The sequence below is a fragment of the Roseomonas sp. CCTCC AB2023176 genome (assembly GCF_042259275.1).
In the GTDB taxonomy this organism is placed as follows: domain Bacteria; phylum Pseudomonadota; class Alphaproteobacteria; order Acetobacterales; family Acetobacteraceae; genus Roseomonas.
On the sequence record NZ_CP170086.1, the window covers coordinates 3,807,523 to 3,832,835 of the forward strand.

At 71.4% G+C, this 25,313-nt stretch carries 22 protein-coding genes; 14 read left to right on the forward strand and 8 right to left on the reverse strand.

What is annotated here, in order from left to right; genetic code table 11:
* The first annotated feature begins 12 nt into the window (after positions 1 to 12).
* Positions 13 to 2,652, forward strand: coding sequence for a GNAT family N-acetyltransferase (locus ACE7GA_RS19020; protein WP_376090011.1), 2,640 nt, complete (start codon positions 13 to 15; stop codon positions 2,650 to 2,652).
* Between the two features lie 31 nt (positions 2,653 to 2,683).
* Here ACE7GA_RS19020 and ACE7GA_RS19025 read toward each other — a convergent pair whose 3' ends face one another.
* From ACE7GA_RS19025 to otnI, 3 genes are all read right to left on the reverse strand, one after another.
* Entirely contained in the window at positions 2,684 to 3,565 is an 882-nt protein-coding gene (locus tag ACE7GA_RS19025; protein ID WP_376090014.1) for a helix-turn-helix domain-containing protein, read from the reverse strand.
* Between the two features lie 142 nt (positions 3,566 to 3,707).
* Positions 3,708 to 4,562: a 2-hydroxy-3-oxopropionate reductase gene (locus ACE7GA_RS19030; RefSeq protein WP_376100361.1), complete on the reverse strand. Its 855-nt coding sequence runs from the start codon at positions 4,560 to 4,562 to the stop codon at positions 3,708 to 3,710.
* 55 nt (positions 4,563 to 4,617) lie between these two features.
* Entirely contained in the window at positions 4,618 to 5,400 is a 783-nt protein-coding gene (gene otnI / locus ACE7GA_RS19035) for a 2-oxo-tetronate isomerase (protein WP_376090017.1), read from the reverse strand.
* Between the two features lie 121 nt (positions 5,401 to 5,521).
* Here otnI and ACE7GA_RS19040 point away from each other — a divergent pair, with 121 nt between their 5' ends.
* The 6 genes from ACE7GA_RS19040 (at position 5,522) to ACE7GA_RS19065 (ending at position 12,269) form a co-directional block, all read left to right on the forward strand.
* Positions 5,522 to 6,592, forward strand: a complete 1,071-nt coding sequence (locus ACE7GA_RS19040) for an AI-2E family transporter (protein ID WP_376090020.1) — start codon at positions 5,522 to 5,524, stop codon at positions 6,590 to 6,592.
* Between the two features lie 109 nt (positions 6,593 to 6,701).
* Positions 6,702 to 8,303, forward strand: a complete 1,602-nt coding sequence (locus ACE7GA_RS19045) for an ABC transporter substrate-binding protein (RefSeq protein WP_376090023.1) — start codon at positions 6,702 to 6,704, stop codon at positions 8,301 to 8,303.
* Between the two features lie 41 nt (positions 8,304 to 8,344).
* On the forward strand, positions 8,345 to 9,319 hold the full coding sequence (locus tag ACE7GA_RS19050) for an ABC transporter permease (protein WP_376090026.1): 975 nt from the start codon (positions 8,345 to 8,347) through the stop codon (positions 9,317 to 9,319).
* Between the two features lies 1 nt (position 9,320).
* Positions 9,321 to 10,235: an ABC transporter permease gene (locus ACE7GA_RS19055; RefSeq protein ID WP_376090029.1), complete on the forward strand. Its 915-nt coding sequence runs from the start codon at positions 9,321 to 9,323 to the stop codon at positions 10,233 to 10,235.
* Complete coding sequence (locus ACE7GA_RS19060; protein ID WP_376090032.1) at positions 10,235 to 11,233, forward strand: ABC transporter ATP-binding protein; 999 nt, start codon at positions 10,235 to 10,237, stop codon at positions 11,231 to 11,233. Before ACE7GA_RS19055 ends, ACE7GA_RS19060 begins: the two co-directional genes overlap by 1 nt.
* Complete coding sequence (locus tag ACE7GA_RS19065; protein ID WP_376090035.1) at positions 11,226 to 12,269, forward strand: ABC transporter ATP-binding protein; 1,044 nt, start codon at positions 11,226 to 11,228, stop codon at positions 12,267 to 12,269. The genes ACE7GA_RS19060 and ACE7GA_RS19065 overlap by 8 nt, the downstream gene beginning before the upstream one ends.
* A gap of 27 nt (positions 12,270 to 12,296) precedes the next feature.
* On the opposite strand, the gene ACE7GA_RS19070 is transcribed toward ACE7GA_RS19065, so the two are convergent.
* The 3 genes from ACE7GA_RS19070 to ACE7GA_RS19080 are packed head-to-tail and all read right to left on the reverse strand — an operon-like array spanning position 12,297 to position 14,552.
* The gene (locus ACE7GA_RS19070) at positions 12,297 to 12,818 is read right to left on the reverse strand and encodes a CreA family protein (RefSeq protein ID WP_376090038.1); all 522 of its coding nucleotides are present in this window, start codon (positions 12,816 to 12,818) and stop codon (positions 12,297 to 12,299) included.
* 55 nt (positions 12,819 to 12,873) lie between these two features.
* Positions 12,874 to 14,160 carry a gamma-glutamyltransferase family protein gene (locus ACE7GA_RS19075; RefSeq protein ID WP_376100364.1) on the reverse strand — a complete coding sequence of 429 codons (1,287 nt, stop codon included), beginning with the start codon at positions 14,158 to 14,160 and terminating at the stop codon, positions 12,874 to 12,876.
* Complete coding sequence (locus ACE7GA_RS19080; RefSeq protein WP_376090041.1) at positions 14,058 to 14,552, reverse strand: gamma-glutamyltransferase; 495 nt, start codon at positions 14,550 to 14,552, stop codon at positions 14,058 to 14,060. Before ACE7GA_RS19080 ends, ACE7GA_RS19075 begins: the two co-directional genes overlap by 103 nt.
* A gap of 33 nt (positions 14,553 to 14,585) precedes the next feature.
* Here ACE7GA_RS19080 and ACE7GA_RS19085 point away from each other — a divergent pair, with 33 nt between their 5' ends.
* A complete protein-coding gene (locus tag ACE7GA_RS19085; protein ID WP_376090044.1) occupies positions 14,586 to 14,972 on the forward strand; it encodes a YraN family protein in 387 nt (128 codons plus the stop codon).
* A 130-nt stretch (positions 14,973 to 15,102) separates the two neighbouring features.
* Here the strand turns inward: ACE7GA_RS19085 and ACE7GA_RS19090 are convergent, their stop codons facing one another.
* Positions 15,103 to 16,614: a YifB family Mg chelatase-like AAA ATPase gene (locus ACE7GA_RS19090; protein ID WP_376090046.1), complete on the reverse strand. Its 1,512-nt coding sequence runs from the start codon at positions 16,612 to 16,614 to the stop codon at positions 15,103 to 15,105.
* Positions 16,611 to 17,642, reverse strand: a complete 1,032-nt coding sequence (locus ACE7GA_RS19095; RefSeq protein ID WP_376090049.1) for a histone deacetylase family protein — start codon at positions 17,640 to 17,642, stop codon at positions 16,611 to 16,613. Before ACE7GA_RS19095 ends, ACE7GA_RS19090 begins: the two co-directional genes overlap by 4 nt.
* A 95-nt stretch (positions 17,643 to 17,737) precedes the next feature.
* Here ACE7GA_RS19095 and ACE7GA_RS19100 point away from each other — a divergent pair, with 95 nt between their 5' ends.
* The 6 genes from ACE7GA_RS19100 to ACE7GA_RS19125 are packed head-to-tail and all read left to right on the forward strand — an operon-like array spanning position 17,738 to position 25,302.
* Positions 17,738 to 19,333, forward strand: coding sequence for an ABC transporter substrate-binding protein (locus ACE7GA_RS19100; RefSeq protein ID WP_376090052.1), 1,596 nt, complete (start codon positions 17,738 to 17,740; stop codon positions 19,331 to 19,333).
* Entirely contained in the window at positions 19,334 to 20,320 is a 987-nt protein-coding gene (locus ACE7GA_RS19105; RefSeq protein ID WP_376090055.1) for an ABC transporter permease, read from the forward strand.
* Positions 20,317 to 21,156, forward strand: coding sequence for an ABC transporter permease (locus ACE7GA_RS19110; protein ID WP_376090058.1), 840 nt, complete (start codon positions 20,317 to 20,319; stop codon positions 21,154 to 21,156). Before ACE7GA_RS19105 ends, ACE7GA_RS19110 begins: the two co-directional genes overlap by 4 nt.
* The gene (locus ACE7GA_RS19115) at positions 21,153 to 22,781 is read left to right on the forward strand and encodes an ABC transporter ATP-binding protein (RefSeq protein ID WP_376090061.1); all 1,629 of its coding nucleotides are present in this window, start codon (positions 21,153 to 21,155) and stop codon (positions 22,779 to 22,781) included. The genes ACE7GA_RS19110 and ACE7GA_RS19115 overlap by 4 nt, the downstream gene beginning before the upstream one ends.
* Positions 22,778 to 24,061: an ArgE/DapE family deacylase gene (locus ACE7GA_RS19120; protein ID WP_376090064.1), complete on the forward strand. Its 1,284-nt coding sequence runs from the start codon at positions 22,778 to 22,780 to the stop codon at positions 24,059 to 24,061. Before ACE7GA_RS19115 ends, ACE7GA_RS19120 begins: the two co-directional genes overlap by 4 nt.
* Positions 24,058 to 25,302 carry a Zn-dependent hydrolase gene (locus ACE7GA_RS19125; RefSeq protein ID WP_376090067.1) on the forward strand — a complete coding sequence of 415 codons (1,245 nt, stop codon included), beginning with the start codon at positions 24,058 to 24,060 and terminating at the stop codon, positions 25,300 to 25,302. Before ACE7GA_RS19120 ends, ACE7GA_RS19125 begins: the two co-directional genes overlap by 4 nt.
* Positions 25,303 to 25,313 lie beyond the last annotated feature (11 nt).

Genomic DNA, 25,313 nt, shown 5'->3' on the forward strand with positions numbered 1-25,313 from the left:
GGAGGGGCCGTCATGGGCCTGCCGATCTCCGCGACCGGCCATGCCCTCGCGCCGGGCTTCCGCGACACAGCCCTGTTCCGGCCCCGGCGGGTGGCCCTGCTCGCCGATCCACGCATCCCCGTCGCCCGCCTGCTGGCCCGCAACATGGCGGAGGGCGGCTTCACCGGCCCGCTCCACGCCGTCGGCCATCCCTGGGACGGCATGGCCCTTGCCGTGGACCCCGGCGCGTTGCCCGAGCCGCCCGACCTCGCCGTCGTCGCGCTGCCGCCCCAGACGCTCGACGCAGCTTTCGCCGCTCTCGCGGCGCGGGGCTGCCGCGCCGCGGTGGTGCCGACGGCCGCGCCGGGCCTGGCCGATCTGGCCGCGCGACACGGCATCCGGGCGCTGGGCGAGCATTCCTTCGGCCTCTGCATCCCCGAACTCGGCCTGAATGCCTCTCTCTCGCACCTGAAGCCGCGGCCCGGCCGCCTCGCGCTGCTCTGCCAGTCCGCGGCCCTCGCCCGTGCGGTGCTGGACTGGGCCGAGGGCGAGTCGGTCGGCTTCTCCCTCATCGCGGGAATTGGCACGAACGCGGATTACGGCTTCGCCGGCGCGCTGGACTGGCTCGCCCGCGATGCGGCGACCGGGGCCATCCTCCTCGACATCCGCCGAATCAAGGACCGGCGCCGCTTCGTCTCCGCCGCCCGCGCCGCGGCTCGCACCCGGCCGGTCGTCGCCGAAAGGCCGGGCCACGCCGCGGCGGAAGGACGCAGCCTGCCCGACGCGGTCATGGCCGCCGCCCTCCGCCGCGCCGGCGTCCTCCGCGTCGAGGGCCTGGACGACCTCCTCTCCGCCGCCGAAACCCTGGCACGGGTGCGCCCGGCCAACCGAGGCGGGCCCGAGGCGCTTCGGGGCGACCGCGTAGCGATCGTGACGAACGGGCAGGGCCCGGGCTGGATGGCCGCGGACGCCGCCCGCCGTGGCGGCGGCCGCCTTGCCGAGATCCCTGAAGCCGCCCGTTCGGCGCTCGCCCTCGCGTTGCCGGACGGCTGGGCGGGCGGCAACCCGCTCGTCCTGCCGATGGACCAGGGCCACCGCCTGGCAGAGGCCGCGGTTATGCTCGCCGGCCTGCCGGAGGTGGATAGCGTCGTCGCGGTCCACGCCCCCGCGCCGGAGGAAGACCCGGCCGTTGCCGCCGAGGCGCTGGCCGCCGCCGTGACGGCGGCCCGTGCGAACCGGTCCGCGCCGGTGCTCGCGGCCTGGCTGGGCATGGCGACCGCACGGCCGGCCCGGACCCTCCTCGCCTCCCGCGGCGTCGCGGTCTTCGCGACGCCGGAGGCCGCGGTGCGGGGCGCCCTCCATCTCGCCCAGGATCGCCGCAACCGGGCGGCGGCCGCCGAACTGCCGCCGCGCGACGTGCTGGAGACCACGCCCGACCGCGCGGCCGTGGAGGCCGTCCTCGCCGCCGTCCGGGCCAAGGGTCGGCTGAACCTCGACGAGCACGAGGCCCTGTCGCTCCTCGATGCCTACGGCATCGCGACCGTCCGGCGCCGCGTCGCGTCGACGCCGGAGGAGGCCGGCCGCGCCGCGTTCCTCCTCGGCGGGACCTGCGTTCTCAAGGTGTTGTCGGCTGATCTTCCGCAAAAGACGGAGGTCGGCGGGGTCGTCCTGAACCTGTCGGGCGGCGCCGCCGTCGCGGCGGCGGCGCGCGACATGCAAGCACGGCTCCGCGCCCTGCGCCCCGGCATTGTGCCCCGCGGCTTCCTCGTCCAGGCCCAGGCGGAACGCGGCACCGAGCTTCGCCTGCGCCTCGGCGACGACCCGATGTTCGGGCCCTGGATCGGCTTCGGCCGCGGCGGGACCGCCGCCGACCTGGACGGCGACGAGTCACATGACCTGCCGCCCCTGAACCTGACCCTGGCCCGGGCCATGATCGGACGCACGCGAGCCTCCCGCCTCCTCGCCGGCTACCGTGACCATTCGCCCGCGCCCCTGGATGTCGTGGCCGAGGCCCTCATCCGCCTTTCCCAGCTCGCGGTGGACTTCCCGGAGATCGCGGCCTTCACGGTGAACCCGCTGCGAGGGACGCCGGACGGGGTCGTGGCGCTCGATGCCACGGCGACCTTGCGGCCGGCGGGGCAGCGCGGCCTCCTGGCGATCAGCCCCTATCCCGCCGAGCTCGCGCGGCCTGTCACCCTCCGCGATGGCCGCAGCGTCGTCGTCCGCCCGATCCGGCCGGAGGACGCGGAGGCTCTGGCCGACGCCTTCCGCCGGCTGTCGCCGGAGGATGTGCGCTACAGGTTCTTCAACCGGTTGCGGGAAATCCCTGCGGCCCAGCTCGCACGCCTGACGCAGATCGACTACGACCGGGAGATGGCCTTCGTCGCCGTGCCGCATGACGGCTCGGGCGCCGGCGTCGCGCGACTGGTGCTCGATCCCGCGGCCACAGAAGGTGAATTCGCGATCGTCGTGGACCGGGACTGGAAGGGTGCCGGCCTCGCCAGGCACCTCATGGGACGGCTGATCGAGTGGGGTCGGTCCCGCGGGCTGGGCGTCGTGGCTGGACAGGTCCTGGCCGACAATGTGCCGATGCTGCGCTTCGTGCGGGCCCTTGGCTTCCGGACCCGCGCGACCGAGGACCCGGAGGTCATCGAGGCAAGGCTGGACCTCTGACGAGCATCGCCCGCGTCGCCAGGCCCCGTCGTCAGGCTCCTACGGAGGCCTCGGCGAGGAGGAGGCGCACGCGGGCCGCGCCCTCCGGGCCCTTCACGACGCTCCGCCAGGCCGTCTCGGCCACGCGCTGGTGGGTCGCCACGGCTTCGTCCGCCGACGTGATGGTGCCGACGCCGAGCGCCCCGTTCGGCGGGGCGTCGGGGCGGAAAGGCGCCGTGCAGACGTGGGCACGATCGCGACCGCGGAGCACGATGAACTCGCTACCCGGCTCAGGCCCCGTCAGGAGGCCGAGCTGAAGGCCCATCGGGACGGATTCCATCAGGGCGGCGATGTTCTCCGCCTCCGCCCGGGCCGCGGCCCGGCAGCGCTGGCGCACGCGATCCGAGGCCGGGACGCCCGGCGCGATCCCGTCCTGGAGCAGCGCCCGGAGCGAGGCCTCGGAGATCATCGCGATGATCGAGGGCCGGCGCTGCGCGTAGGCCCGCTTGCGCGCCGCGAGCAGGCCGAGGGCCTGTTCCCCGACGGCACGCGCCGTCACGCGCTCGGCCGAGGCCTCGGCGGCATCGGCCAGCGCGTCAGCGAGGGCCGAGTCGAAGGCCTCTGTCGTCACGAGCTGGCAGACCGGCCCGCCGAACTGAAGGATCTGGTCGGCCGTCTCCTCCACCTGTCGAAGTCGCTCCTGAAGGGCGAGGGGACGGGAAAAATACTCGACGCCGATGCCAAGGAGCGACAGCGGGGAGATCTGGAGCAGCTCGGCCAGGCGCCGGATCGTGTCCAGCTTGATGACCTCACCTTTCTCATATCGATAAAGCGCGGCGCGAGACACGCCGAGTCGGGCGGCGATCTCTTCGGCTCGTAGCCCCGATTCAAGGCGATAGGCCCGCAACTGCTGACCGACATCGGCGAAGCGCATACAACCTCCCGTTGTTCTGTCCCGTCACCCAGCACACGGTATCCGGGCAAGACGTCTCACGGACAGGGACGGCGACCCACAACATGGACCAAGCCGCCTTTCCGCGCAACCGTCGAGTTGATTCGTTACGATCTCTCTCGCGCTATCCGGGCGAAACCGGGTGACCGGCCAGGGCTTCGATCGCCCGCACCAGCGCGGAGTGGTCCTGTTGGCCGCCGCCCGCGGCGGTCACGGCCGAGAACATCTGCTGCGCCGTCGCCGTGTTCGGCAAGGCCACGCCGAGTTCCCGCGCTGACGAAAGCGCGAGGTTCAGGTCCTTCTGGTGCAGGGCGATCCGGAAGCCCGGTTCGAAGGTTCGCTTGATCATCCGCTCGGCATGCACCTCGAGGATGCGGGAATTGGCGAAGCCGCCCATCAGCGCCTGCCGGACCTTCGCCGGATCCGCACCGCCCTTGGACGCGAAAACCAGCGCCTCGGCGACCGCCTGGATGTTCAGCGCGACGATGATCTGGTTCGCCACCTTGCAGGTCTGGCCGGCCCCGTTCTCCTCGCCGACGAGGGTGATGTTCTTGCCCATCGCCTTGAACAGCGGCAGGGCCCGGTCGAAGGCGGCCTGGGGGCCGCCGACCATGATCGTCAGTGCGGCGTTCCGCGCGCCGACCTCCCCGCCCGATACCGGCGCGTCGAGGTAGTCGCAGCCGCGCTCATTCACCCGCCGGGCATAGTCCTTCGTCGCGGTCGGTGAGATCGAGGACATGTCGATCACGAGAGTCCCCGGCTTCAGGGCCGCGGCGACGCCGCCCGAGCCGAAGAGCACGTCCTCCACGTCCGGCGTGTCGGGCACCATGAGGATCACGATTTCGGCCGCCGCGGCGACGGCGGCCGGATCCGGCAGGACGGTCGCGGCGCCGCGGACCTCCTCCGTCAGGCTCCCCCGCTCGGGCACCAGCAGGTCGTGGCCGGCCTTCTGGAGGTTGAGCGCCATGGGGCGGCCCATGATGCCGAGGCCGATGAATCCGATCTTCACGGGGTGATGCTCCGACGGGGAAGGGTCAGCGGGTGCGGTAGGGGGCGAACCAGGACAGGCCGGCCTCGGTCTCCCCAGCGGGGCGGTATTCGCAGCCGATCCAGCCGCGGTAGCCCATGGCGTCCAGGCGGTCGAAGACGAAGGGCCAGGCGACCTCGCCCGTGCCCGGCTCGTTGCGGGCCGGCACGTCGGCCACCTGCATATGCGCGATAAAGGGGAGGAGACGCTCGGCGCGCTTCACCAGGTCACCCTCGGTGATCTGCGTGTGGTAGAGGTCGTATTGCAGGCCGAGGCGTTCCGGCCCCACCGCCTCGATCACCGCGACGGCCTGGGCGGTGGTGCGGAGGAAGAAAGCGGGCATGTCGCGGGCGTTGATCGGCTCGATCACCGGCTTGACGCCCTGCGGGGCGCAACGCTCGGCCGCCCAGGCAAGGTTGATGGCATAGGTGTTGGCCAGGGTCTCGCGGGCCACGCCTTCCGGCGCGTTCCCGGCCATGACGTGCAGGCGGGGGCAGCCGAGCGCGCCGGCATAGTCCAGCGCCCGCCCGGTCCCGTCGCGGAATTCCTCCTGCCGCCCGGGCAGGCAGGCCGTTCCGCGCTCCCCGCCGTTCCAGTCCCCCGGCGGAGCATTGAACAGGACGAGCGACAGGCCTTCCCCGTCCAGCCGCGAGCGGATCTCGGCCGCCGGGTGGTCGTAGGGGAAGAGGAACTCCACGGCGTCGAACCCCGCCGCGCGCGCCCGCGCGAAGCGGTCGAGGAACGGGACCTCGTTGAACATCATGGACAGGTTTGCGGCGAAGCGCGGCATCCGTTCCCCCCGGGCTTGCCCGACGGTGTAGCGGCTTACCCGAACACCCGCGAGGCGGCCGTGCCGCTTTGTTCCCACGATGCGGCCGTCCTATCCTGCAACGCCGGAGCCGGGGGCTGGAATGACGGAAGAGCGGTCGAGTGCCACCCGGATCGTCGGGCTGGTCCTCCTGACGGGGCTGCTGGTCGGCTGCTTCCTCGTCCTGCGGCCCTTCCTTTCGGCGCTCGCCTGGGCGGCCATCCTCTCCTTCACCACGTGGCCGGCCTTTCGCCTGCTGCGGGAGCGGACGGGGCTGAGCGCGACCTGGGCGGCGGTGGTGATGGTCACCGCCATGATGGTCCTGATCGGCCTGCCCCTCGCCCTGGCCACGCCGACCTCGCGGGAGGATGTCCAGGGCCTCCGCGCCGCGATCGAGGCCCTGATCACCCACGGCATGCCGGGGATGGGCGACACGCTGGGCCGGGTTCCCTGGATCGGCGGCTATCTGCGGGAGTGGTTCGAGGGGCTGGACCTCGGCTTCTCCGCGCTGTTCGACATGGCGCGGCCCTATGCCGGCGGGGTCGCGCAGTGGCTCCTCGGCATGCTGCTGGCCATCCTGTCGGGGGTGGCCGAACTGCTGCTCGCGATCCTCCTCTCCTTCTTCTTCTACCGGGACGGGCCGCGGATCGCGCAGGTGCTGGAGGACATGGCCGAGAAGATCGCGGGCGGGCGTGGCCGCCGGCTGCTGGTCCTGACCGGCGCGGTTACCCAGGGCGTGGTCTACGGGCTGCTCGGCACGGCGGTGGTGCAGGGGGTCATGACCTCCTTCGGGCTCTGGGTCGCGGGCGTGCCCCGGCCCGTCCTCTGGGGGGTGGTGGCGGGCATCATCTCCATCCTGCCCGTCGGGGCGCCGCTGGTCTGGATCCCCGCGGCGATCTGGCTCTTCGTGAACGACAGCCCGGGCTGGGGCGTCTTCATGCTGGTCTACGGGGCGGCGGGGATCTCCTCGGTGGACAATTTCATCCGGCCCTGGCTCATCGCGCGGGGGGCGGACCTGCCGCTGCTGCTGACCATCCTCGGCGCGCTCGGCGGCGCCTTCGCCTTCGGCTTCCTCGGACTGTTCCTCGGGCCGGTCCTGCTGGCGGTCGCCTACACGGTGGTGAAGGACTGGGCCTCCGACGGGGCGACCCGGACGCACCGGCAGGTTGTCTGACTCCGCGTTCCGCTTGCCTTCGCGCGGGCGGGATGGTGCGATGCTTGCAAGGCCGGCGCGAAGAAGCCGGCCAACGGGCTGGCATCAACCTCTCTCGGGGTGTCTGGGGATGAAGAAGTGGGTACGTGCGGCCCTCGCCGCCGCGCTCGTCGCCATGTCGGCCGGCGCGATGTCCGCGGCCGAGGCGCGGACCGTCCGCTGGGCCGCATCCGGCGATCCGAACACGATGGATCCGCACAGCCAGAACGTCGGCACGGTGTCCATGGTGCTGCAGCAGATCTACGACACCGTGATCTCGCGCGGCCCCGACCTGTCGCTGCGCCCGGGCCTCGCCACGCGCTGGGAACAGGTCGAGCCGACCCGCTGGCGCTTCACCCTGCGCCAGGGCGTGAAGTTCCACGAGGGCGAGTCCTTCACCGCCGCCGACCTCGTCTTCTCCATCGAGCGGGCGCTGCAGCCGACCTCCAACTACGGCATCTACGTGGACACGGTGGAGCGTGCGGTCGCGGTGGACGACCACACGGTGGATGTCATCACGAAGGTGCCCGACCCCATCATCCCCAACAAGTTCGGCTCGCTCTTCGTCATGTCGCGGTCCTGGGCGGAGCGGCACAACGCGACGCGGCCGCAGAACACCCGCGCGCGGGAGGAGATGTATACGGTCCGCAGCACCAACGGCACCGGCCCCTTCCGCATGACGGTGCGGGAACCCGACGTGCGGACCGTGATGGTGCGCAACCCGGACTGGTGGGGCTGGTCTGTGGATGAGGGCACGCCGACCGGCAACATCACGGAAATCGTCTTCCGCCCGATCTCGTCGGACGCCACCCGCGTCGCGGCGCTGCTGTCGGGCGAGGTGGATTTCGTCCTCGACCCGCCGCTGCAGGACCTGAACCGGCTGCGCAGCGCCGGCAACGTGCGGGTGCTGGAGGGGCCGGAGGTCCGGACGATCTTCTTCGCCTTCGACACGAGCCGGGAGGAGCTGCTCTACGGCGACCAGCGGGGCCGCAACCCCTTCCGTGACCTGCGGGTCCGGCAGGCGCTGTACCACGCGATCGACATCAACGCGATCCAGCGCACCATCATGCGGGGCCAGAGCGTCATCACCGGCACGCTCTTCCCGCAGCAGGTGAACGGCTACGTGCGGGAGGAGGACGTCCGCCTTCCCTACGACCAGAACCGCGCGCGGCAGTTGCTGACGGAGGCCGGCTACCCGCAGGGCTTCGGCTTCACCCTCGACTGCTCCAACAACCGCTACATCAACGACGAGCAGATCTGCCAGGCGGTCGTCGCGATGTGGGCGCGGATCGGCGTGCGCGCCAACCTGAACGCCATGCCGCTGGCGCCCTTCTTCGCGAAGATCCAGCGCGACGACACCTCGGCCTACATGCTGGGCTGGGGCGTGCCGACGCTCGATGCGCTCTATTCCTTCCAGTCGCTCCTCGCGACGCGGAACGGGGCCCAGGGCGACGGCATCTGGAACTACGGGCGCTACTCCAACCCCCGCATGGACGAGCTGATCCAGCGGATGAAGACCGAGAGCGGCGGGACGCGCCTGGAGACGATCCGGGAGGCGCTGCGCCTCTACCGGGAGGATGTGCCCCACATCCCCCTGCACCACCAGGTCATCCCCTGGGCGATGCGGGCCAACTTCTCGATCCCGCACGTGGCGAACAACCAGCCCTACATGAAGTGGGCGCGGATGGAGTAGGAGCGGTGGACGGCGAAAGCGGCATCGGCTAGGGGCGCGCCGTGTTCGCCTTCATCCTGTCACGTCTGCTCCAGGCCCTGCCGGTCATGCTGGCGGTGAGCCTGATCTCGTTCTTCATGTTCGCCTTCGTCGGCGATCCCATCGCGATCATGCTGGGCCAGGACTTCACGCCGGCCCAGCGTGACGCGCTCGTGCGGGACCTCGGCCTGGACCGGCCGGCGCCCATCCAGTTCCTGCACTTCATCGGCAACGCCCTGCAGGGCGAGTTCGGCCTGTCCTACCGTCTCTCCCGCCCCGTCGCCGACCTGATCGCGGAACGAGCGCCGGCGACGCTGGAACTCGCCCTCTGCGCCGCGCTGTTGGCGCTGGTCGTGGGCGTGCCGGTCGGGGTCTATACCGGGCTCTACCGGAAATCCTGGCTGTCCCGCTTCTTCCTGACCTTCTCGCTCATCGGCGTGTCGCTGCCGACCTTCCTCATCGGCATCCTGCTGATCCTCATCTTCTCGGTGTGGCTGGGCTGGCTGCCATCCTTCGGGCGCGGGGACACGGTGAAGATCGGCTGGTGGAGCACGGGCTTCCTGACGTGGTCGGGGATCAAGGCGCTGATCCTGCCCTCCATCACCCTCGGCCTGTTCCAGGTGACGCTCATCATGCGCCTCGTGCGGTCGGAGATGCTGGAGGTCCTGCGGTCCGACTACGTGAAGTTCGCCCGCGCGCGGGGGCTGCGGAACCGCTCCATCCATTTCGGCCATGCGCTGCGCAACACGCTCGTGCCCGTCATCACGATCGTCGGCCTGCAGCTCGGCGCCATCATCGCCTTCGCGATCGTGACGGAGACGGTGTTCCAATGGCCGGGGATGGGGCTGCTGTTCATCCAGTCGGTCGGCGCCGCCGACATCCCGGTGATGGCCGCCTACCTGCTGCTGATCGCGCTGGTCTTCGTCGTCATCAACCTCATCGTGGACCTGCTCTACTACGCGGTGGACCCCAGGCTCCGCGTCGGGAAGGGGCACTGACATGGCGGCTGCCATTTCCCGCGCCTGGGATTCGGACCTCGCCTGGTCCTTCCGGCATTCGCCGGTGGCCATGCTCTCGGCGCTGGTCGCCGTGATCTGCATCGGGGCGGCGGTGCTCGCGCCCTGGGTCGCGCCGCACAATCCCTTCGACCTCGCGTCGCTTAACCTCATGGACGCGTTCAAGGAACCGGCCTGGATGGATGAGGGGGACCGGGACTACCTCCTCGGCACCGACGACCAGGGCCGGGACGTGCTCTCCGCCATCATGTATGGCGCGCGGGTCTCGCTGCTGGTGGGCGTCTCCGCGACGGCCTTCGCGATGATCCTCGGCGTCGTGCTGGGCCTTGTCGCGGGCTACGCTGGCGGGACGGCGGACGCGGTGCTCATGCGCATCGCCGACATCCAGTTGACCTTTCCCTCCATCCTGGTGGCGCTGCTCGTGGACGGCATCGTCCGCGCGGCCCTGCCGCGGGACGTCCATGACCAGATCGCCCTCTACGTCGTCATTTTCGCCATTGGTATCTCCGAATGGCCGCGCTTCGCCCGCGTCGTCCGCGGCTCCACGCTGATCGAGCGGAACAAGGAATACGTGCTGGCCGCGCGCGTCATCGGCGTCTCCGGCGCGCGGATCGTCTTCACCCACGTCCTGCCGAACGTGCTGGGGCCGGTGCTGGTCATCGCGACCCTGAACCTGGGCCTTGCGATCCTGGCGGAAGCAACCCTGTCCTTCCTCGGCGTCGGCGTGCCGCCGACGCAGCCCTCCCTCGGGACGCTCATCCGGATCGGCAACGACTTCCTGTTCTCCGGGGAGTGGTGGATCACGATCTTCCCGGGGCTCGCGCTTGTCGCGATGGTGCTCTCCGTCAACCTCCTGGGCGATTGGCTGCGCGACGCCCTGAACCCCCGGCTCCGCTGATGCCCGCCCTTCTCGAAGTCCGGGACCTCGTCGTCGAGTTCCCGACGCGCCGCGGCACCCTCCGCGCCCTCGACAAGGTTTCCTTCGACATCGCGCCGGGCGAGGTGCTGGGCGTCGTCGGGGAGTCCGGCGCGGGCAAGTCCATGACGGGGGCTGCCATCATCGGCCTGCTGGAACCGCCGGGGCGGATCGCAGGCGGGACCATCTCGCTGGCCGGGAAGCGCATCGACAACCTGTCGCAGAAGGAGATGCGGCGCATCCGCGGGAAGCGGATCGGCGCCATCTTCCAGGACCCGCTGACGACGCTGAACCCGCTCTACACGGTGGGCCAGCAGTTGGTGGAGACGATGACCACCCACCTCCCGATCGGCCCGGGCGAAGCGCGGAAGCGCGCGATCGGCTGGCTGGAGACGGTGGGCATTCCCGCTGCCGCCCAGCGGATCGACGCCTACCCGCACCAGTTCTCCGGCGGGATGCGGCAGCGCGTCGTCATCGCGCTCGCCCTCTGCGCGGAACCGGAACTGATCGTCGCGGACGAGCCGACGACGGCGCTCGACGTTTCGATCCAGGCGCAGGTCATCGCGGTGCTGAAAGCCCTGGCCCGCGACAAGGGCACTGCGATGATGCTCATCACCCACGACATGGGCGTGATTGCCGAGACCTCCGACCGCGTGGCCGTGATGTATGCCGGGCGCGTCGCCGAGATCGGGCCGGTGCGGGACGTCGTGAAGACACCGGCGCACCCCTATTCGGCCGGCCTCATGGGCTCCATCCCCCCGATGTCGCATCGGGTGGACCGCCTCGCGCAGATCGACGGCTCCATGCCGCGCCTCACCGCCATCCCGCAGGGCTGCGCCTACAACCCGCGCTGCCCCCATGTCTTCGACCGCTGCCGCGTGGAGCGCCCGGAACTGCTGCCGGCACCGCGGAGCCAGGCGGCTTGCTGGCTCTTCGACCCCGTCCGCTCGAAGCACGAAGGGGAGCGCGCGCATGCCTGACGGCACGGTCTCCCGCATCGGCACGGCACCGATCTTCGAGGCGCGCGGCCTTTCCCGCCACTTCGACGTCTCCCGCCCCGCGCTGCAGCGACTGATCGCCCGGGAAGGGAAACGGATCCTCCGCGCGGTGGAGGATGTGTCGTTCTCGATCCCGCGCGGCACCACGATGTCGCTCGTCGGCGAGTCCGGCTGCGGCAAGTCCACCATGGCCCGCCTCGCCGTCGGCCTCTACACGCCGACGGCGGGCCAGGCGATCTTCGACGGGCAGGACCTCGCGCAGGCCCGTGCCAGCGCCGCGCAGCGCCGTCGCATGCAGATGATCTTCCAGGACCCCTATGCCAGCCTGAACCCCCGCTGGCGGGTCGCGGACATCATCGGCGAGCCCATCCGCGCCTTCGGCATCTCCGACGGCCAGGCCGCCCTGCGGGAGAAGGTCGGCGAGCTGTTGCGGCTCGTCGGCCTCTCCCCGGCGGACGGCCAGCGCTACCCGCACGAGTTCTCGGGCGGGCAGCGGCAGCGCATCTCCATCGCCCGCGCGCTCTCCTCGAACCCCGAATTCCTGGTCTGCGACGAGCCGACCTCGGCGCTCGACGTCTCGGTGCAGGCGCAGATCCTCAACCTGATGATGCGCCTGCAGCGCGACCTCGGGCTGACCTATCTGTTCATCTCCCACAACCTCGCGGTGGTGCGGCAGGTCAGCGACCGGGTCGGCGTCATGTATCTCGGGCGGCTGGTCGAGGACGCGCCGGCCGAGACGATATTCACCACACCGCGGCACCCCTATACGCGCGCGCTGATGGACGCGATCCCCGACGTGGAGATGACGGGCCGGACCCGCATCCCCGTCGGCGGCGAGGTGCCGTCGCCGATCTCCCCGCCGCCCGGCTGCCCCTTCAACCCGCGCTGCCCGCTGGCGAACGACCGTTGCCGGACGGAGCGTCCCGCCCTCATCCCTGCACGCGGCACGCCGGAGACGAAGGTCGCCTGCCACGCGGTGGAGGAAGCCCGGGACGGCTTCCTCGCGCAGGCCGCGTGACGGCTGCAGCCCAGCCGGCAGGCCCGATCAACGTGCCGGCGCGCCCGAGGCCGGTGCGCCCGCCCCCGCGCCGAAGGGCACGACGGCCACGGCGTTGAAGGGCGACCCGTCCACCAGCCGCGTTGACCAGGCGAGGTAGATCACGGCACGCCGCTCCTCGTCCACGAAGCGGTGCACGCGCGTCTCCTTGAAGAAGAGGCTCGTCGCGCGCTCGTAGATCTGCTCGCCGCGCTCACCCCGGCGGGCGCCGGGCAGGACCTCGACCGGGCCGATGGCGGAACAGGCCAGGGCGAAGCGGGCCGGGTCCTCCGCGACCCCGACCATGCCGGACAGCCCGCCCGTCCGCGCCTGCGAGATGTAGCAGGATACGCCGCGAACCTCCGGGTCGTCGAAGCGCTCGACCACCACCCGGTGCGAGCGGGTCAGGCCTAGATTGGTGATGGCGGTGTTGACGAAGCCGATCTCCCGCGTCTCGTCGGCCGCGGCTGGGCCGGCGGCGGCCAGGGCGGCGGACAAGGCGGCGAGGAGGGCGAGGCTGGCGCGGCGCATGGGGAGGGTCTCCGGAAGGGATGCTCCGCCATAATGCGCCAAGGCCGCTCCGGCTTCAGTCTCCGATCGCGACGCCCTCGCGCCGCGGGTCGGCACCTCCGACCAGCCCCTCCGGCGTGACCCGGATGACGTGCAGGCCGGAGGTCATCGCCCGCACGTCCGTCCGGAATCCGCGCGCCTGGAGGGCCGGGGCCAGCGCCGCCGCGGGCGACCCGGCCTCCAGCTCCACCGCCGTCCCGACCGTGCCGACGCGGGGCAGTTCCACCGCCTGCTGCGGCTGCAGGTTCCAGTCGAGCAGGCCGACCAGCGTCTGCGTGACGTAGCCGATGATCCGCGCCCCACCTGGCGACCCGACCACCGCCGCCAGCCGCCCATCCGCGTCGAAGACCAGCGAGGGCGACATGGAGGACCGCGGCCGCTTCCCGCCCTCCACCCGGTTGGCCACTGGCCGGCCATCCACCGATGGCCGGAAGGAGAAGTCGGTCAATTGGTTGTTCAGGATGAAGCCGCGCACCATGATCCGCGCGCCGAAGGCGTCCTCGACCGTCGTCGTCATGGACACTGCGTTGCCTTCGCCGTCCACGATGGAGACGTGGCTGGTCCCGTTCTCCACCTGCTCCGGCATCGGCGCCAGCAACGCGGCCTGGCGCCAGCGCGGGTTACCGGCCCGCGGCGTTTCCACCGCGCGGTCGAGCGAGACGAGTTGCGCGCGCAGCGTGAGGTAGGCGGGTTCGAGCAACCCTGCGAGGGGCTGCGCGACGAAGTCGGAATCCGCGAGGAACTGCCCGCGATCCGCGAAGGCCAGCCGCCCGGCCTCGGCGATCAGGTGCGCCGCATCGGCCCCGCGCGGATCGAGCCGCGCCACGTCGAAATGCTCGAGCACGCCGAGGATCTGCCCCACCGCGATCCCGCCCGACGACGGCGGTGGGAAGCCGCAGATGCGATAGGTGCGATACGGATGGCAGACCGGCGACCTCTCCCGCGGCGCGTATCCCGCGAGGTCGTCCGTCGTCATCAGCCCGCCTTCCCCGTAGGCCCGCACGGCCGAGGCGATCTCCGCCGCGATCGGCCCGCGGAGGAGCGCCGCCGACCCGTCCTGCGCGATCGCGCGGAAGGTCGCGGCCAGGGCCGGGCTCCGCAGCACATGCCCAACCGGCAACGGCGCGTCGTTCAGCAGGAAGGTGTCGCGCGTGGAGGGCTGGCGGCGCAGCCGTTCCACGTCTTCCGTGATCGCGAGGTTCAGCCGCGCCGAGACCGGGAAGCCCGCTTCCGCCAGCGCGATCGCCCGATCCCAGAGGCTGGCCCAGGGCAGTTTCCCATGCCGCCGGTGTGCGGCTTCCAAAGCTGCGACGGCACCGGGCACGCCGATGCTGCGGCCCGACAGCACGGCCTCGTAGAAGGGCAGGGGGTGCCGTCCGGCCGCAGGAACAGTTCGGGCCGCGCTGCCGCCGGCGCCGTTTCCCGCCCGTCCCAGGCGGACACGGCACGGTCGGCGGCCGACCAGTGCAGGATCAGCGCACCCCCGCCGATGCCGGAGGATTGCGGTTCGACCAGCGTGAGCACGGCCTGGACCGCGACCGCTGCGTCCACCGCGGAGCCACCGGCGCGCAACGCTTCCAGCCCCGCCTCGGCCGCCAGCGGATGCGCCGCGGCGACCATCCGGCTCCGCGCCGGTGCCTGGGCCCAGGCAGGGAGGGACGCGACCAGCAGCGCGACGAAGAGGACAAGGCGCATGGCGTGGCTCCGGCCGTTCCGCGCTAGCTTCGCATGGTGGAAGCCGAAGCCAACACTGCCCGCCGCCGCGCCGCGGAAGCCCGCGGCCAGGACGCGGAGTCGCGGGTCGCCGAGGAACTGGCCGCGCGGGGCTGGGCGATCCTCGCCCGCCGCGTCAGGAGCCCGGCCGGCGAATTGGACCTGGTCGCCGAACGCGACGGCTTGCTCGCCTTCATCGAGGTGAAGGCGCGGCCGACCCTGTCGGAGGCGGCCTTCGCCTTGACGCCCCGCCAACGCGCCCGACTCGCCGCGGCGGCTGAAGCGTGGCTCGCCGCCAACCCTGGCCACGGCGCCTTGGGCATGCGCTTCGACGTCATCCTGGTCGCGCCATCCGGCATGCGGCGGATCGCGGACGCCTTCCGGCCGGGCGATCCGGACTGACCCGGCAGGCCACCCCATGCCGGCGGCGTGGCGCGCGTTCCGTCGCGTCGGACCCGAAACTCACGGAGAGCGTGGCGCGAATGCCTCCGGGCCCCAATCCGTTGCACCTTCCGGCTCTGGCGAGGTCGGACTAAGCCCGCGCGAGCATCCGGTTCCGGAACCCCAGCGCCTCCGCGACATGCGCCCGCCCGATGAGGTCTGCGCCGGCGAGATCTGCGATGGTCCGGGCAACGCGTATTGCCCGCGTGAAGCCTCGGTTCGACAGGCCGAGCCGTTCCGCCGCGCCCTCCGCGAGCGTCAGCGCCGCTGCCTCCACGTCCTCCCGCAGCGCATCCATCGGCGCCTCGGCGTTCGTGCCGATCCCCAGCGCGGCGTAGCGAGCGCGCTGTACCGTCCGGGCGGCCGCCACGCGCGCCGCCACGACCGCGGAGGTCTCGCCTGTCGGCGCCCGGGCCAGCTCGCGCGGCGGGATCGGTTGCACTTCGATCGTCAGGTCCAGCCGGTCCAGCAGCGGGCCGGAGAGCTTACCCTGGTAATCCTCGGCGCAGCGCGGCGCCCGACCGCATTCCCGCGGTGCGTCGCCGAGGTAGCCACAACGGCAAGGGTTCATCGCCGCGATCAACTGGACGCGTGCGGGATAAGCGACGTGCGCCGCGGCGCGGCTGATGACGACGCGGCCGCTCTCCAGCGGCTGCCGCAGCGCCTCCAGCGCCGGGCGGGCAAATTCGGGCAGCTCGTCCAGGAACAGCACGCCGCGATGCGCGAGCGAGACCTCGCCCGGTGCCGCGCGCGGCCCGCCGCCCGTCAATGCGGCCTGGGACGCCGAATGATGCGGGTCCCGGTAGGGTGGTCGCGCGGAGATCCGGCCATCCTCCATCCGCCCCGCGACGGAGCGTATCAGGGAAACCTCCAGAGCCTCCGCCGCGGTCAGGTCCGGCAGCAGCCCCGGCATCCGCGCCGCCAGCATGGACTTGCCCGCGCCCGGCGGCCCGATCAGCAACAGGTTGTGCCCGCCTGCCGCCGCGACCTCCAGCGCCCGCTTGGCGCTCTCCTGTCCCCGGACCTCCGACAGGCATGGGCCCCGACCGCCTTCGGCGAGCGGCAGCGGCGGGGAAGGGGGCGAGATGACCTGCCGCCCCTGGAAATGCGCGATCAGCGCGCGAAGGTCCGGCGCGGCGATGGCTTCGGTCGCGCCGGCCCAGGTCGCCTCCGGCCCCTGCGCCGCGGGGCAGACGAGCCCCATCTCCCGCTCCCCCGCAGCCAGCGCCGCCGGCAGCACGCCCGCGACCGGCTGGATCGTGCCGTCGAGCGACAATTCACCGAGCGCCGCGACGCCCGACACTTCGTCCGCCGGGATCACCTCCATCGCCGCAAGCAGGGCGAGCGCGATCGGCAGGTCGAAATGCGACCCTTCCTTCGCCAGGTCGGCCGGCGCCAGGTTCACGAGGATGCGCTTCGGCGGCAGCGACAGCCCGAGGGAGGACAGCGCCGCGCGCACCCTCTCCCGGCTCTCGGCAACCGCCTTGTTCGGCAGGCCGACGACGGTGAAGGCCGGCAGGCCGGAGGCGACCTGCACCTGGACCTCGACCGGCACGGCTTCGACCCCTTGGAAGGAGAAGGTCGTCGTGCGCGCGAGGCTCATCGCCCGAACCCGTTCAGGAACCGCGCGAGCAGCGTGCCCAGGAGATCCACGTTGTAGCCGCCTTCCTGGATGATTGCGGTCGGCACGCGCGCGGCGCCGATCATCTCCCCGGCCCGCGCGAAGCCCTCGGCCGTGACGCGAAGGTAGCCGAGCGGTTCATGCTCCGACGCGTCGAAGCCGAGGGAGAGGACGAGCGCGTCCGGCTGGAACTCCGCGACCCGTGCCAGCCCCGCCGCGACCGCCGCGAGCCAGCTGTCGTCGCCCGTGCCGGGCGAAAGCGGCAGGTTCAGGTTGAATCCCGGCGCGGCGCGTCCCCCCGTTTCGTGGGCGCGGCCGACGTACCAGGGATAGTATCCTGCGGGGTCGCCATGCACGGAGACGGTCAGCACGTCCGCGCTGTCCCAGAAGATCCCCTGCGTCCCGTTGCCGTGGTGGCTATCGATGTCGAGCACCGCGACGCGTCCCGCCCCGCGGTCCCGCATTGCCACCGCCGCGAGCGCCGCGTTGTTCACGTAGCAATGCCCGCCGGCGCGCGCCGCGTAGGCGTGGTGCCCCGGTGGGCGGCACAGGGCATAGGCATCCTCCCCGCCCGCGACGACTTCCGCGGCCGCGAGCGCGCATCCGGCGGCGCCGACCGCGGCGTCCCATGTCCCCGGGCCGATTGGGCAGGCCGTGTCCGCGGTGTACCATCCGGTCTGTCCGACCATTCCCGCCGGTGCTCGCCCACCCTGCGCCAGCATCTCCGGCGAGGGGTGGATGTTCGCGACGACCTCCGGCCCCGCCCCGGGAAGGGCTTCCCAGGCCGCATGCGCGGTGGAAAGCCAGTCGAGGTAATCCGCTGCATGCACCCGCTCCAGCGCCGCGCGATCCGGCAGCGCAGGCGTCTCGGCCGCGACCCCGAGCCGCGCCAGGCCCTCGCGCAACGAGACCGCACGCGCCGGCACCTCGTAGTTGGGGCGGAGCGCGCCACGCATGAGGAAGAAGCCCGGCGCGTGTGCCACGTCGGCCGGGTGATCGAAGGCGCGCATCACGGAGACGCTACCAGCCGGGGCGGCCTTGTCCACCCGGTGGCACGAATCTAGCCTGCCGCGGCAAGGGGTTGGGAGTCTTCACGACGATGGACATGACGCGCCGCGGCCTGATGGCCGCTTCCCTTGCCGCGCCCGTGCTGCTGCACGCCCGGGCGTCGCAGGCCCAAGGGACCGCGGCGTCCCAGCAGCCGCGACGGGGGGGGACGCTGACCTCGCTGCTGACGCCGGAGCCGCCGGTCCTGGTGCTGGGCGTCAACAACCAGGGCCCGACGATCATCGCGGCGACGAAGATCTTCCAGGGCCTGCTGAAGTTCTCCCCGACCCTTGAGCCGCTGCCGGAGCTGGCGAAGTCCTGGACCGTCTCGCCCGACGGTCGGGAATACGTCTTCCGCCTGCAGGAGAACGCGAAGTTCCACGACGGCCGCCCCTGCACGGCCGACGACGTGATCTTCTCGATGAGCAAGTTCCACACGGAACTCTCACCGCGCGCCCGCGCCATCCTGCAGCGCATCCAGGAATACACGGCGCCCGATCCGCACACCGTCCGCTTCGTCCTCGATGCGCCCTTTGAGCCGATGCTGCTGATGTTCGACGCGGCCAATGTCTGCATCGTGCCGAAGCACCTCTATGACGGGCAGGACTACCGCACGACGCCGGCCAACCAGCGCCCGACCGGCACCGGCCCCTTCAAGTTCACGGAATGGCAGCGCGGCAACTTCATCCGCCTCGACCGCTTCGAGGATTACTGGAAGCCCGGCCAGCCCTACCTCGATACGCTGATCTACCGGATCGTGCCGGACAGCCAGTCCCGCCGCCTCGCGATGGAGACGGGCCAGGCGCAGCTCTCCGCCGCCAGCGACATCGAGCCCTTCGACGTCCCGCAGCTGCGCCAGCGCCCCAACCTGAACGTCGAGACGAAGGGTTGGGAGCTGTTTTCACCCCTGATGTGGCTGGAGACGAACCACCGCTCCGGCCCGCTCGGCGACGTGCGGGTTCGCAAGGCGATCAGCCACGCGATCGACCGGAACTTCATCGCGCAGCGCCTGTGGTTCGGCGTCGGCAAGCCCGCGACGAGCCCGATCGCCTCGACCACGCGCTTCCACGACCCCAGCGTCTCCCTCCCCGCCTTCAACCCGCGGACCGCGATGGAATTGCTGGACGCCGCGGGCCACCGCGCCGGCGCCGGCGGCACGCGGTTCACGATCAAGCACCTCGTCCTGCCCTACGGCGAGGTCTGGACGCGCCTCGGCGAATACATCCGCCAGTCCTTGCGCCAGGTCGGCATCGCCGTGGAACTTGAGACGACCGACCCCGGCGGATGGGCGCGCCGCATCGCAAACTGGGAATACGACACCTCCATCAACTTCCTCTACCAGTACGGCGACCCGACGCTCGGCGTGGAACGGACCTATGTCTCCACCAACATCCAGAAGATCGTCTTCACCAACACCGGCGGCTACTCCAACCCGCGGGTGGACGAGCTGTTCGCGCGGGGCCGGACGGAACGCGACCCGAATGTCCGCCGCGCCGCCTTCAGCGAGGTCCAGAAGATCCTGACGGACGAGATTCCGCAGATCTGGCTGATGGAGATGGCCTTCCCGACCATCCACGACCGCAAGGTCCAGAACGTCATCCAGTTCTCGACGGGCGTGCACGCCTCCTTCGACGACGTCTACCTCACGGGCTGAATGGGTCCCGCAGCCCTCGCGGGCTTCCTCGGCCGCCGCCTCGTCAAGGCGGCGGTCGTCGTCATCGCGATCGTCATCTTGAACTTCCTGCTGATCCACGCGGCGCCCGGCGATCCGGCCAGCGTCATCGCGGGTCAGTCGGGCGCCGCCGATGCACGCTTCATGGAGCAGTTGCGCGCACAGTTCGGCCTGGACAAGCCGCTCTACGTCCAGCTTTGGATCTACCTGAGGGGCGTCCTGACCCTCGACTTCGGCTACAGCCATCGGATGAGCGTCCCGGTCGCGCAGCTCATCGCGGACCGCCTTCCCGCGACGGTGCTGCTGACGGGCGCGGCCTTCGTCTTCGCCGTCGCCGCGGGCGTGACGCTCGGCGCCCTGGCGGCGCGCCGCGTCGGGTCCTGGGCCGACAGCGTGATCACCGTCATCGCCCTGACCTTCTACGCGACGCCGCTCTTCTGGGTCGGGCTCATGCTCGTGCTGTTCTTCAGCGTCTGGCTGGAATGGCTGCCCGCCTTCGGCGCGGGCACCGTCGGCGTGACGCTGTCCGGCTTGGCCTACATCGTCGACGCGGCGCGCCACCTGGTACTCCCTGCGCTGACGCTGGGACTGTTCTACCTCGCGGTCTATGCGCGCCTGACCCGCGCGACCATGCTGGAGGTCGCGGACCAGGACTTCGTGAAGACCGCCCGTGCCAAGGGCGTGCCGGAAGGCCGCATCCTCCGCATCCATATCCTGCGCAACGCCATGCTGCCGGTCATCACCTTCGCCGGGATCCAGGCGGGGCAACTGATCGGCGGCTCCATCCTCGTCGAGACCGTCTTCGCCTGGCCCGGCATCGGCCGCCTCGCTTTCGAGGCGCTGCTGGCGCGCGACTACCCCGTGCTGCTCGGCGTCTTCCTCTGCACCTCCGTCATGGTCGTGCTGTTCAACCTGATCACCGACCTTCTCTACGCCGCGGTGGACCCGCGGGTGGAGGTGACGGGGTGACGCCGCAGCCGTTCTGGCGCCGCTTCGCCCGCAACCGAGGTGCCGTGGTCGGGTTGGTGATCCTGATCCTGGTGTTGATCCTCGCGGCCACGGCGCCGTTCCTCTTCCCCGGCTCGCCCTGGGACATGGCCAGCGCCCCGTTCATGCCACCGGGCGAGATGGGAATGCTCCTCGGCACCGACTCCCTTGGACGCGACGTGGCCGCGGGCATCGCCCATGGCGCGCGTGTCTCCCTCCTCGTCGGCGCCGTCTCGACGGTCGCGGCCCTCGCCCTCGGCGTCACCATCGGCGCGGCGGCCGGCTACCTCGGCGGCGGGTTCGACGACGCGCTGATGCGCTTCACGGAGTTCTTCCAGACCATTCCCTCGTTCGTCTTCGCCGTGCTCCTCGTCGCGATCTTCCAGCCCTCCATCACCTCGGTCGTCTTCGCGATCGCCGTGGTGTCCTGGCCGCCCGTCGCCCGCGTCGTCCGGGCCGAGGTCCTGTCGCTGCGCTCCCGCGAGTTCGTCCAGGCCGCGGAGGTGCTGGGCAAGTCCCGCCTGTCGATCGTCGCCGGCGACATCCTGCCCAACGCCCTCTCGCCGATCGTCGTGCTCGCGTCCCTGATGGTCGCGAACGCCATCCTGCTCGAGAGCGCGCTGTCCTTCCTGGGCCTCGGCGACCCGAACCTCATGTCCTGGGGCTTCCTCATCGGCTCCGGCCGGTCCGTCATTCGCCTGGCCTGGTGGATGAGCGTCTTCCCTGGCATCGCGATCTTCCTCACCGTCCTCTCCCTCAACCTCGTGGGCGAGGGGCTGTCGGACGCCCTGAACCCGCGCCTGGCCCGCGGCGCATGAGCCTGCTGACCGTGGACGGCCTGACCGTGGGCCTGCCGAAGGGCGCCGACCGCCCGAACGCCGTCGAGGAGGTCTCGCTCACCCTCGACGCCGGCGAGATCCTCTGCGTCGTCGGGGAGTCCGGGTCCGGCAAGTCCGTCACCGCGAACGCCGTCATGGGCCTGCTGCCGAAGCAGTTGCCGGTGACCGCCGGGCGCATGGTCCTGGAGGGCACGGACCTCCGTGCCCTGACCCCCCGCGCCCTCCGCGACCTCCGGGGACGGCGCATGGCCATGATCTTCCAGGAACCGATGACCGCGCTGAATCCGCTGATGCGCGTCGGCGACCAGATCGCCGAGGCCATGCGGGTCCACGGCGAACGCGCCGATACGGCCCGCGTCATCGGCCTGCTGGAGGCGGTCAACCTGCCCGACCCCTCCTCCACCGCCCGGTCCCACCCGTTCCGCCTGTCGGGCGGCCAGCGGCAGCGCGTGATGATCGCGATGGCGCTTGCCCTCGAACCCGCCCTGCTGATCGCGGACGAGCCGACGACGGCCCTCGACGTCACGACGCAGGCCGGCATCCTCCGCCTCATCCGCGATATCCAGCGCCGCCGCGGCATGGGCGTGATGTTCATCACCCATGATTTCGGCGTCGTCGCGGAAATCGCGGATCGCGTCGCGGTCATGCAGCGCGGCCGGATCGTCGAGCAGGGGCCGGCCGCCAAGGTCCTGAACGCGCCGGAGCATCCCTATACCCGCGCCCTGATCGCCGCCGTCCCGCACGGTGCAACGACGGACCGGGCGGTCGCGGCCGATCCGTTGCTCGCGGTCCGCAACGTCACCAAGACCTATCGCCGCTCCGCCGGCTGGTTCTCCAAGCGCCCGTCGATCCGTGCGGTGGACGACGCGACCTTCACCCTCGCCCGAGGCGAGACGCTCGGCATCGTCGGCGAGTCCGGCTCCGGCAAGTCCACGCTCGCCCGCTGCATCGTCCGCCTCGTGGAACCCGAGGCCGGCGAGATCGTGCTGGATGGCCAGGAACTCCGCGGCCTGTCGCGCGCGGAATGGAAGCCCGTCCGCCGCCGCGTGCAGATGGTCTTCCAGGACCCCTACGCCTCGCTCAACCCGCGCCGGCGCGTGGGCGACATCCTCTGCGAAGGTCCTGTCACCCACGGTGTCCCGCGCGAACAGGCGCTGGCCAAGGCGCGCGAACTGCTATCCCTCGTGAAACTCGATCCGGGCGCGCTGGACCGCTACCCCCATGAATTCTCCGGCGGCCAGCGCCAGCGCATCGGCATCGCCCGTGCGCTGGCGATGGAGCCGGACCTGCTGGTGGCCGACGAACCGGTCTCCGCCCTCGACGTCTCCGTCCAGGCCCAGGTCCTTGCGCTGCTGGAAGACATCCGCCGCCGCATGAACCTGACGATGCTCTTCATCACCCACGACCTGCGGATCGCCGCCCAGGTCTGCGACCGCGTCGCCGTGATGCAGCGCGGGAAGATCGTGGAGCAAGGCCCGGCCTCGCGCGTCCTCTCGCAGCCGGAACATCCCTACACTCGACAGTTGCTGGACAGCATCCCCGGCCGCGGTTGGACCCCACCCCCATTGCCCGCGATCACGCCGTCCGGCATGCCCGCGGCATGATGCCGCTCGATCCGGGTGCCCGCCGCTCCATCCTCGACGCTTGTGCCGCGCTGGAGACGCGTTCGGTCTCCCGCCTCGAAACGCTCGTCCGCCACGCCTCGACGCTCGGGAACGAGGCCGGCGCCCTGGACGAGATGGCGCGGAACTACGAAGCCCTGGACCTTGCACCGATCCGCATCCCGACCGTCCCCGACCGCCTGCGCGACCACCCCGGCTTCTCCCCGCCGCTGATCCCCTACGACGGCCGCGACAACGTCGCGGCGATCCACACGCCCCGCGGGTCGACGGGCCGGTCCCTCGCCCTGCAGGGCCACGTGGACGTGGTGCCGGAGGGCGCGGCCGACCTCTGGCTCACTCCACCCTACGAGCCCTCGATTCGCGATGGCCGAATCTACGGCCGCGGCGCCGGCGACATGAAGGCGGGCATCGTCTCCGCCCTCACGGCCTTCGAAGCCCTTCGGCTCGCCGGCCTGCAGCCCGCCGCACCCGTCCAGATGCAAGCCGTGATCGAGGAGGAATGCACGGGCAACGGCGCGCTCGCCACGATGCTGGCCCTGCCGAAGACGGACGCCGTCGTCATCCCCGAACCCGGCCCGGGCCTCGCCGCGATGTACAGCGCGGAGGTCGGCGTGGTCTGGGCCTGGGTCACGGTCACCGGCCGCCCGGTCCATGTCCGCGACATGCATGCCGGCGTGAACGCCATCGAGGCCTGCATGCGCATCGCCGCCCGCTTCAAGGACTACGAGATGGAGGCGAACCGCGCCGAGCGCGTCCACGCCTCCTTTCGCGGCGTGAACCACCCGGTCAACGTCAACATCGGCACGCTAGAGGGCGGGGAGTGGAACTCCTCCGTTCCCACCCGCGCGAAGCTGGGCCTTCGCGTCGGCGTGATGATGGGCAACACCGCCGCCGCCGTCCGGGCCGACATCGAAGGCATCGTCGCCGAGGCTGCGAAGGACCTTCCGAACGCGAAGGTCCGCCTGGATTTCCACGGCTTCATGGCCGATCCCTGCGTCTTCGACATGGACAGCGAGATCTGCCGCCTCGCGAAGCGCTGCTACGCCGAGGTCTCCGGCGGCGACCTCCGCGACTACCCCGCCACCGGCCTGACCGACGGCCGCCATTTCGAACTCTACCAGGACACGCGCGTCGCCTGCTTCGGCCCCGACGCGACGGAGATCCACGGCATCGACGAATCCGTCGGCCTCGATTCCGTCCACGCCATAACCCGCTCCATCGCGCTGCTGATGGCCGAATGGTGTGGGGTGGAGCGGAGATGAGCCACAACATTCCCCTCTCTGGCGCACGCCTCTGGTACGCGCTGATGGAAATGGCGACGATCGGCGCGACGCCGAGGGGCGGATGCAACCGCCAGACCCTGACGCCCGAGGACGGGGAGGGCAGGGCGCTCCTTGCCCGCTGGGGCGAGGCCTGCGGCCTCACGCTCACGACCGACCGCCTGGGCAACATGGCGCTGCTGCGCCCCGGTCGTGACCCGTCTCGCCGCCCCGTCGCTATCGGCAGTCACCTCGACACGCAGCCGACCGGCGGCAAGTTCGACGGCGTGCTCGGCGTCCTCGCGGGGCTGGAGGTCATGCGCGCGCTGCATGAGGCGGGCGCCGAGACAGAAGCCCCGATCCTCCTCGTCAACTGGACGAACGAGGAAGGCGCCCGCTTCTCCCCGCCCATGATGGGCAGCGGCGCGGCGATGGGCCTCTTCACCGAAGCCGAGACGCTCGCGCGGACCGATCCCGACGGCATCCGCTTCGGCGACGCGCTGGAGGCCATCGGTGCCCGCGGCGACGCGGACCCCGCGGCCCTGCTCGACATCGAAGCCTACTTCGAACTCCACATCGAACAGGGCCCCGTGCTGGAACGCGAAGGCCTTGACGTCGGCATCGTCACTCACGCCCTCGCGCAGCGCTGGTTCGACGTCACCGTCACCGGCGAGGAATCGCACGGCGGCGGCGGCATGGCCGGCCGCCGCGATGCCCTGGTCGGCGCCGCCCAGCTGATTGCGGAGATCGAGGCCATCGCGCTGCGCTCGGGCAGCGACGGCCGGGGCACGGTAGGCCGCGTCGCCGTCCACCCTTCCTCCCGCAACGTCGTCCCGTCGCGCGCCACCTTCACGGTGGACTTCCGCCACCGCGACGACGCCGCGCTGGACGGCATGGAAGCCGCCCTGCGCGAGGCTGCCGCCCGCGTCGTCGCCGAGCGCGGCCTGGGGGCCGAGGTCTCCGTCTTCTGGACCTCCCCCGAGACCCCCTTCGACCGCACCCTCGCCGCCCGCCTGCGGGACGCCGCCACCGCCCGCGGCTTCCGCCAGCGCGACATGCCCACCGGCATCGGCCACGACGCCGTCTATGTCGCGCGCGGCGTCCCGAGCGTCATGCTGTTCACCCCCTGTGAAGGAGGGATCAGCCACAACGAGGCGGAGGCCATCACCCCCGCCTGGGCGGAAGCGGGCCTGCTCGTCCTGGCCGACGCGGTCCTCGCGACCGCCGGCCTCGTCCGCGCCTAACCCGGGTCAGG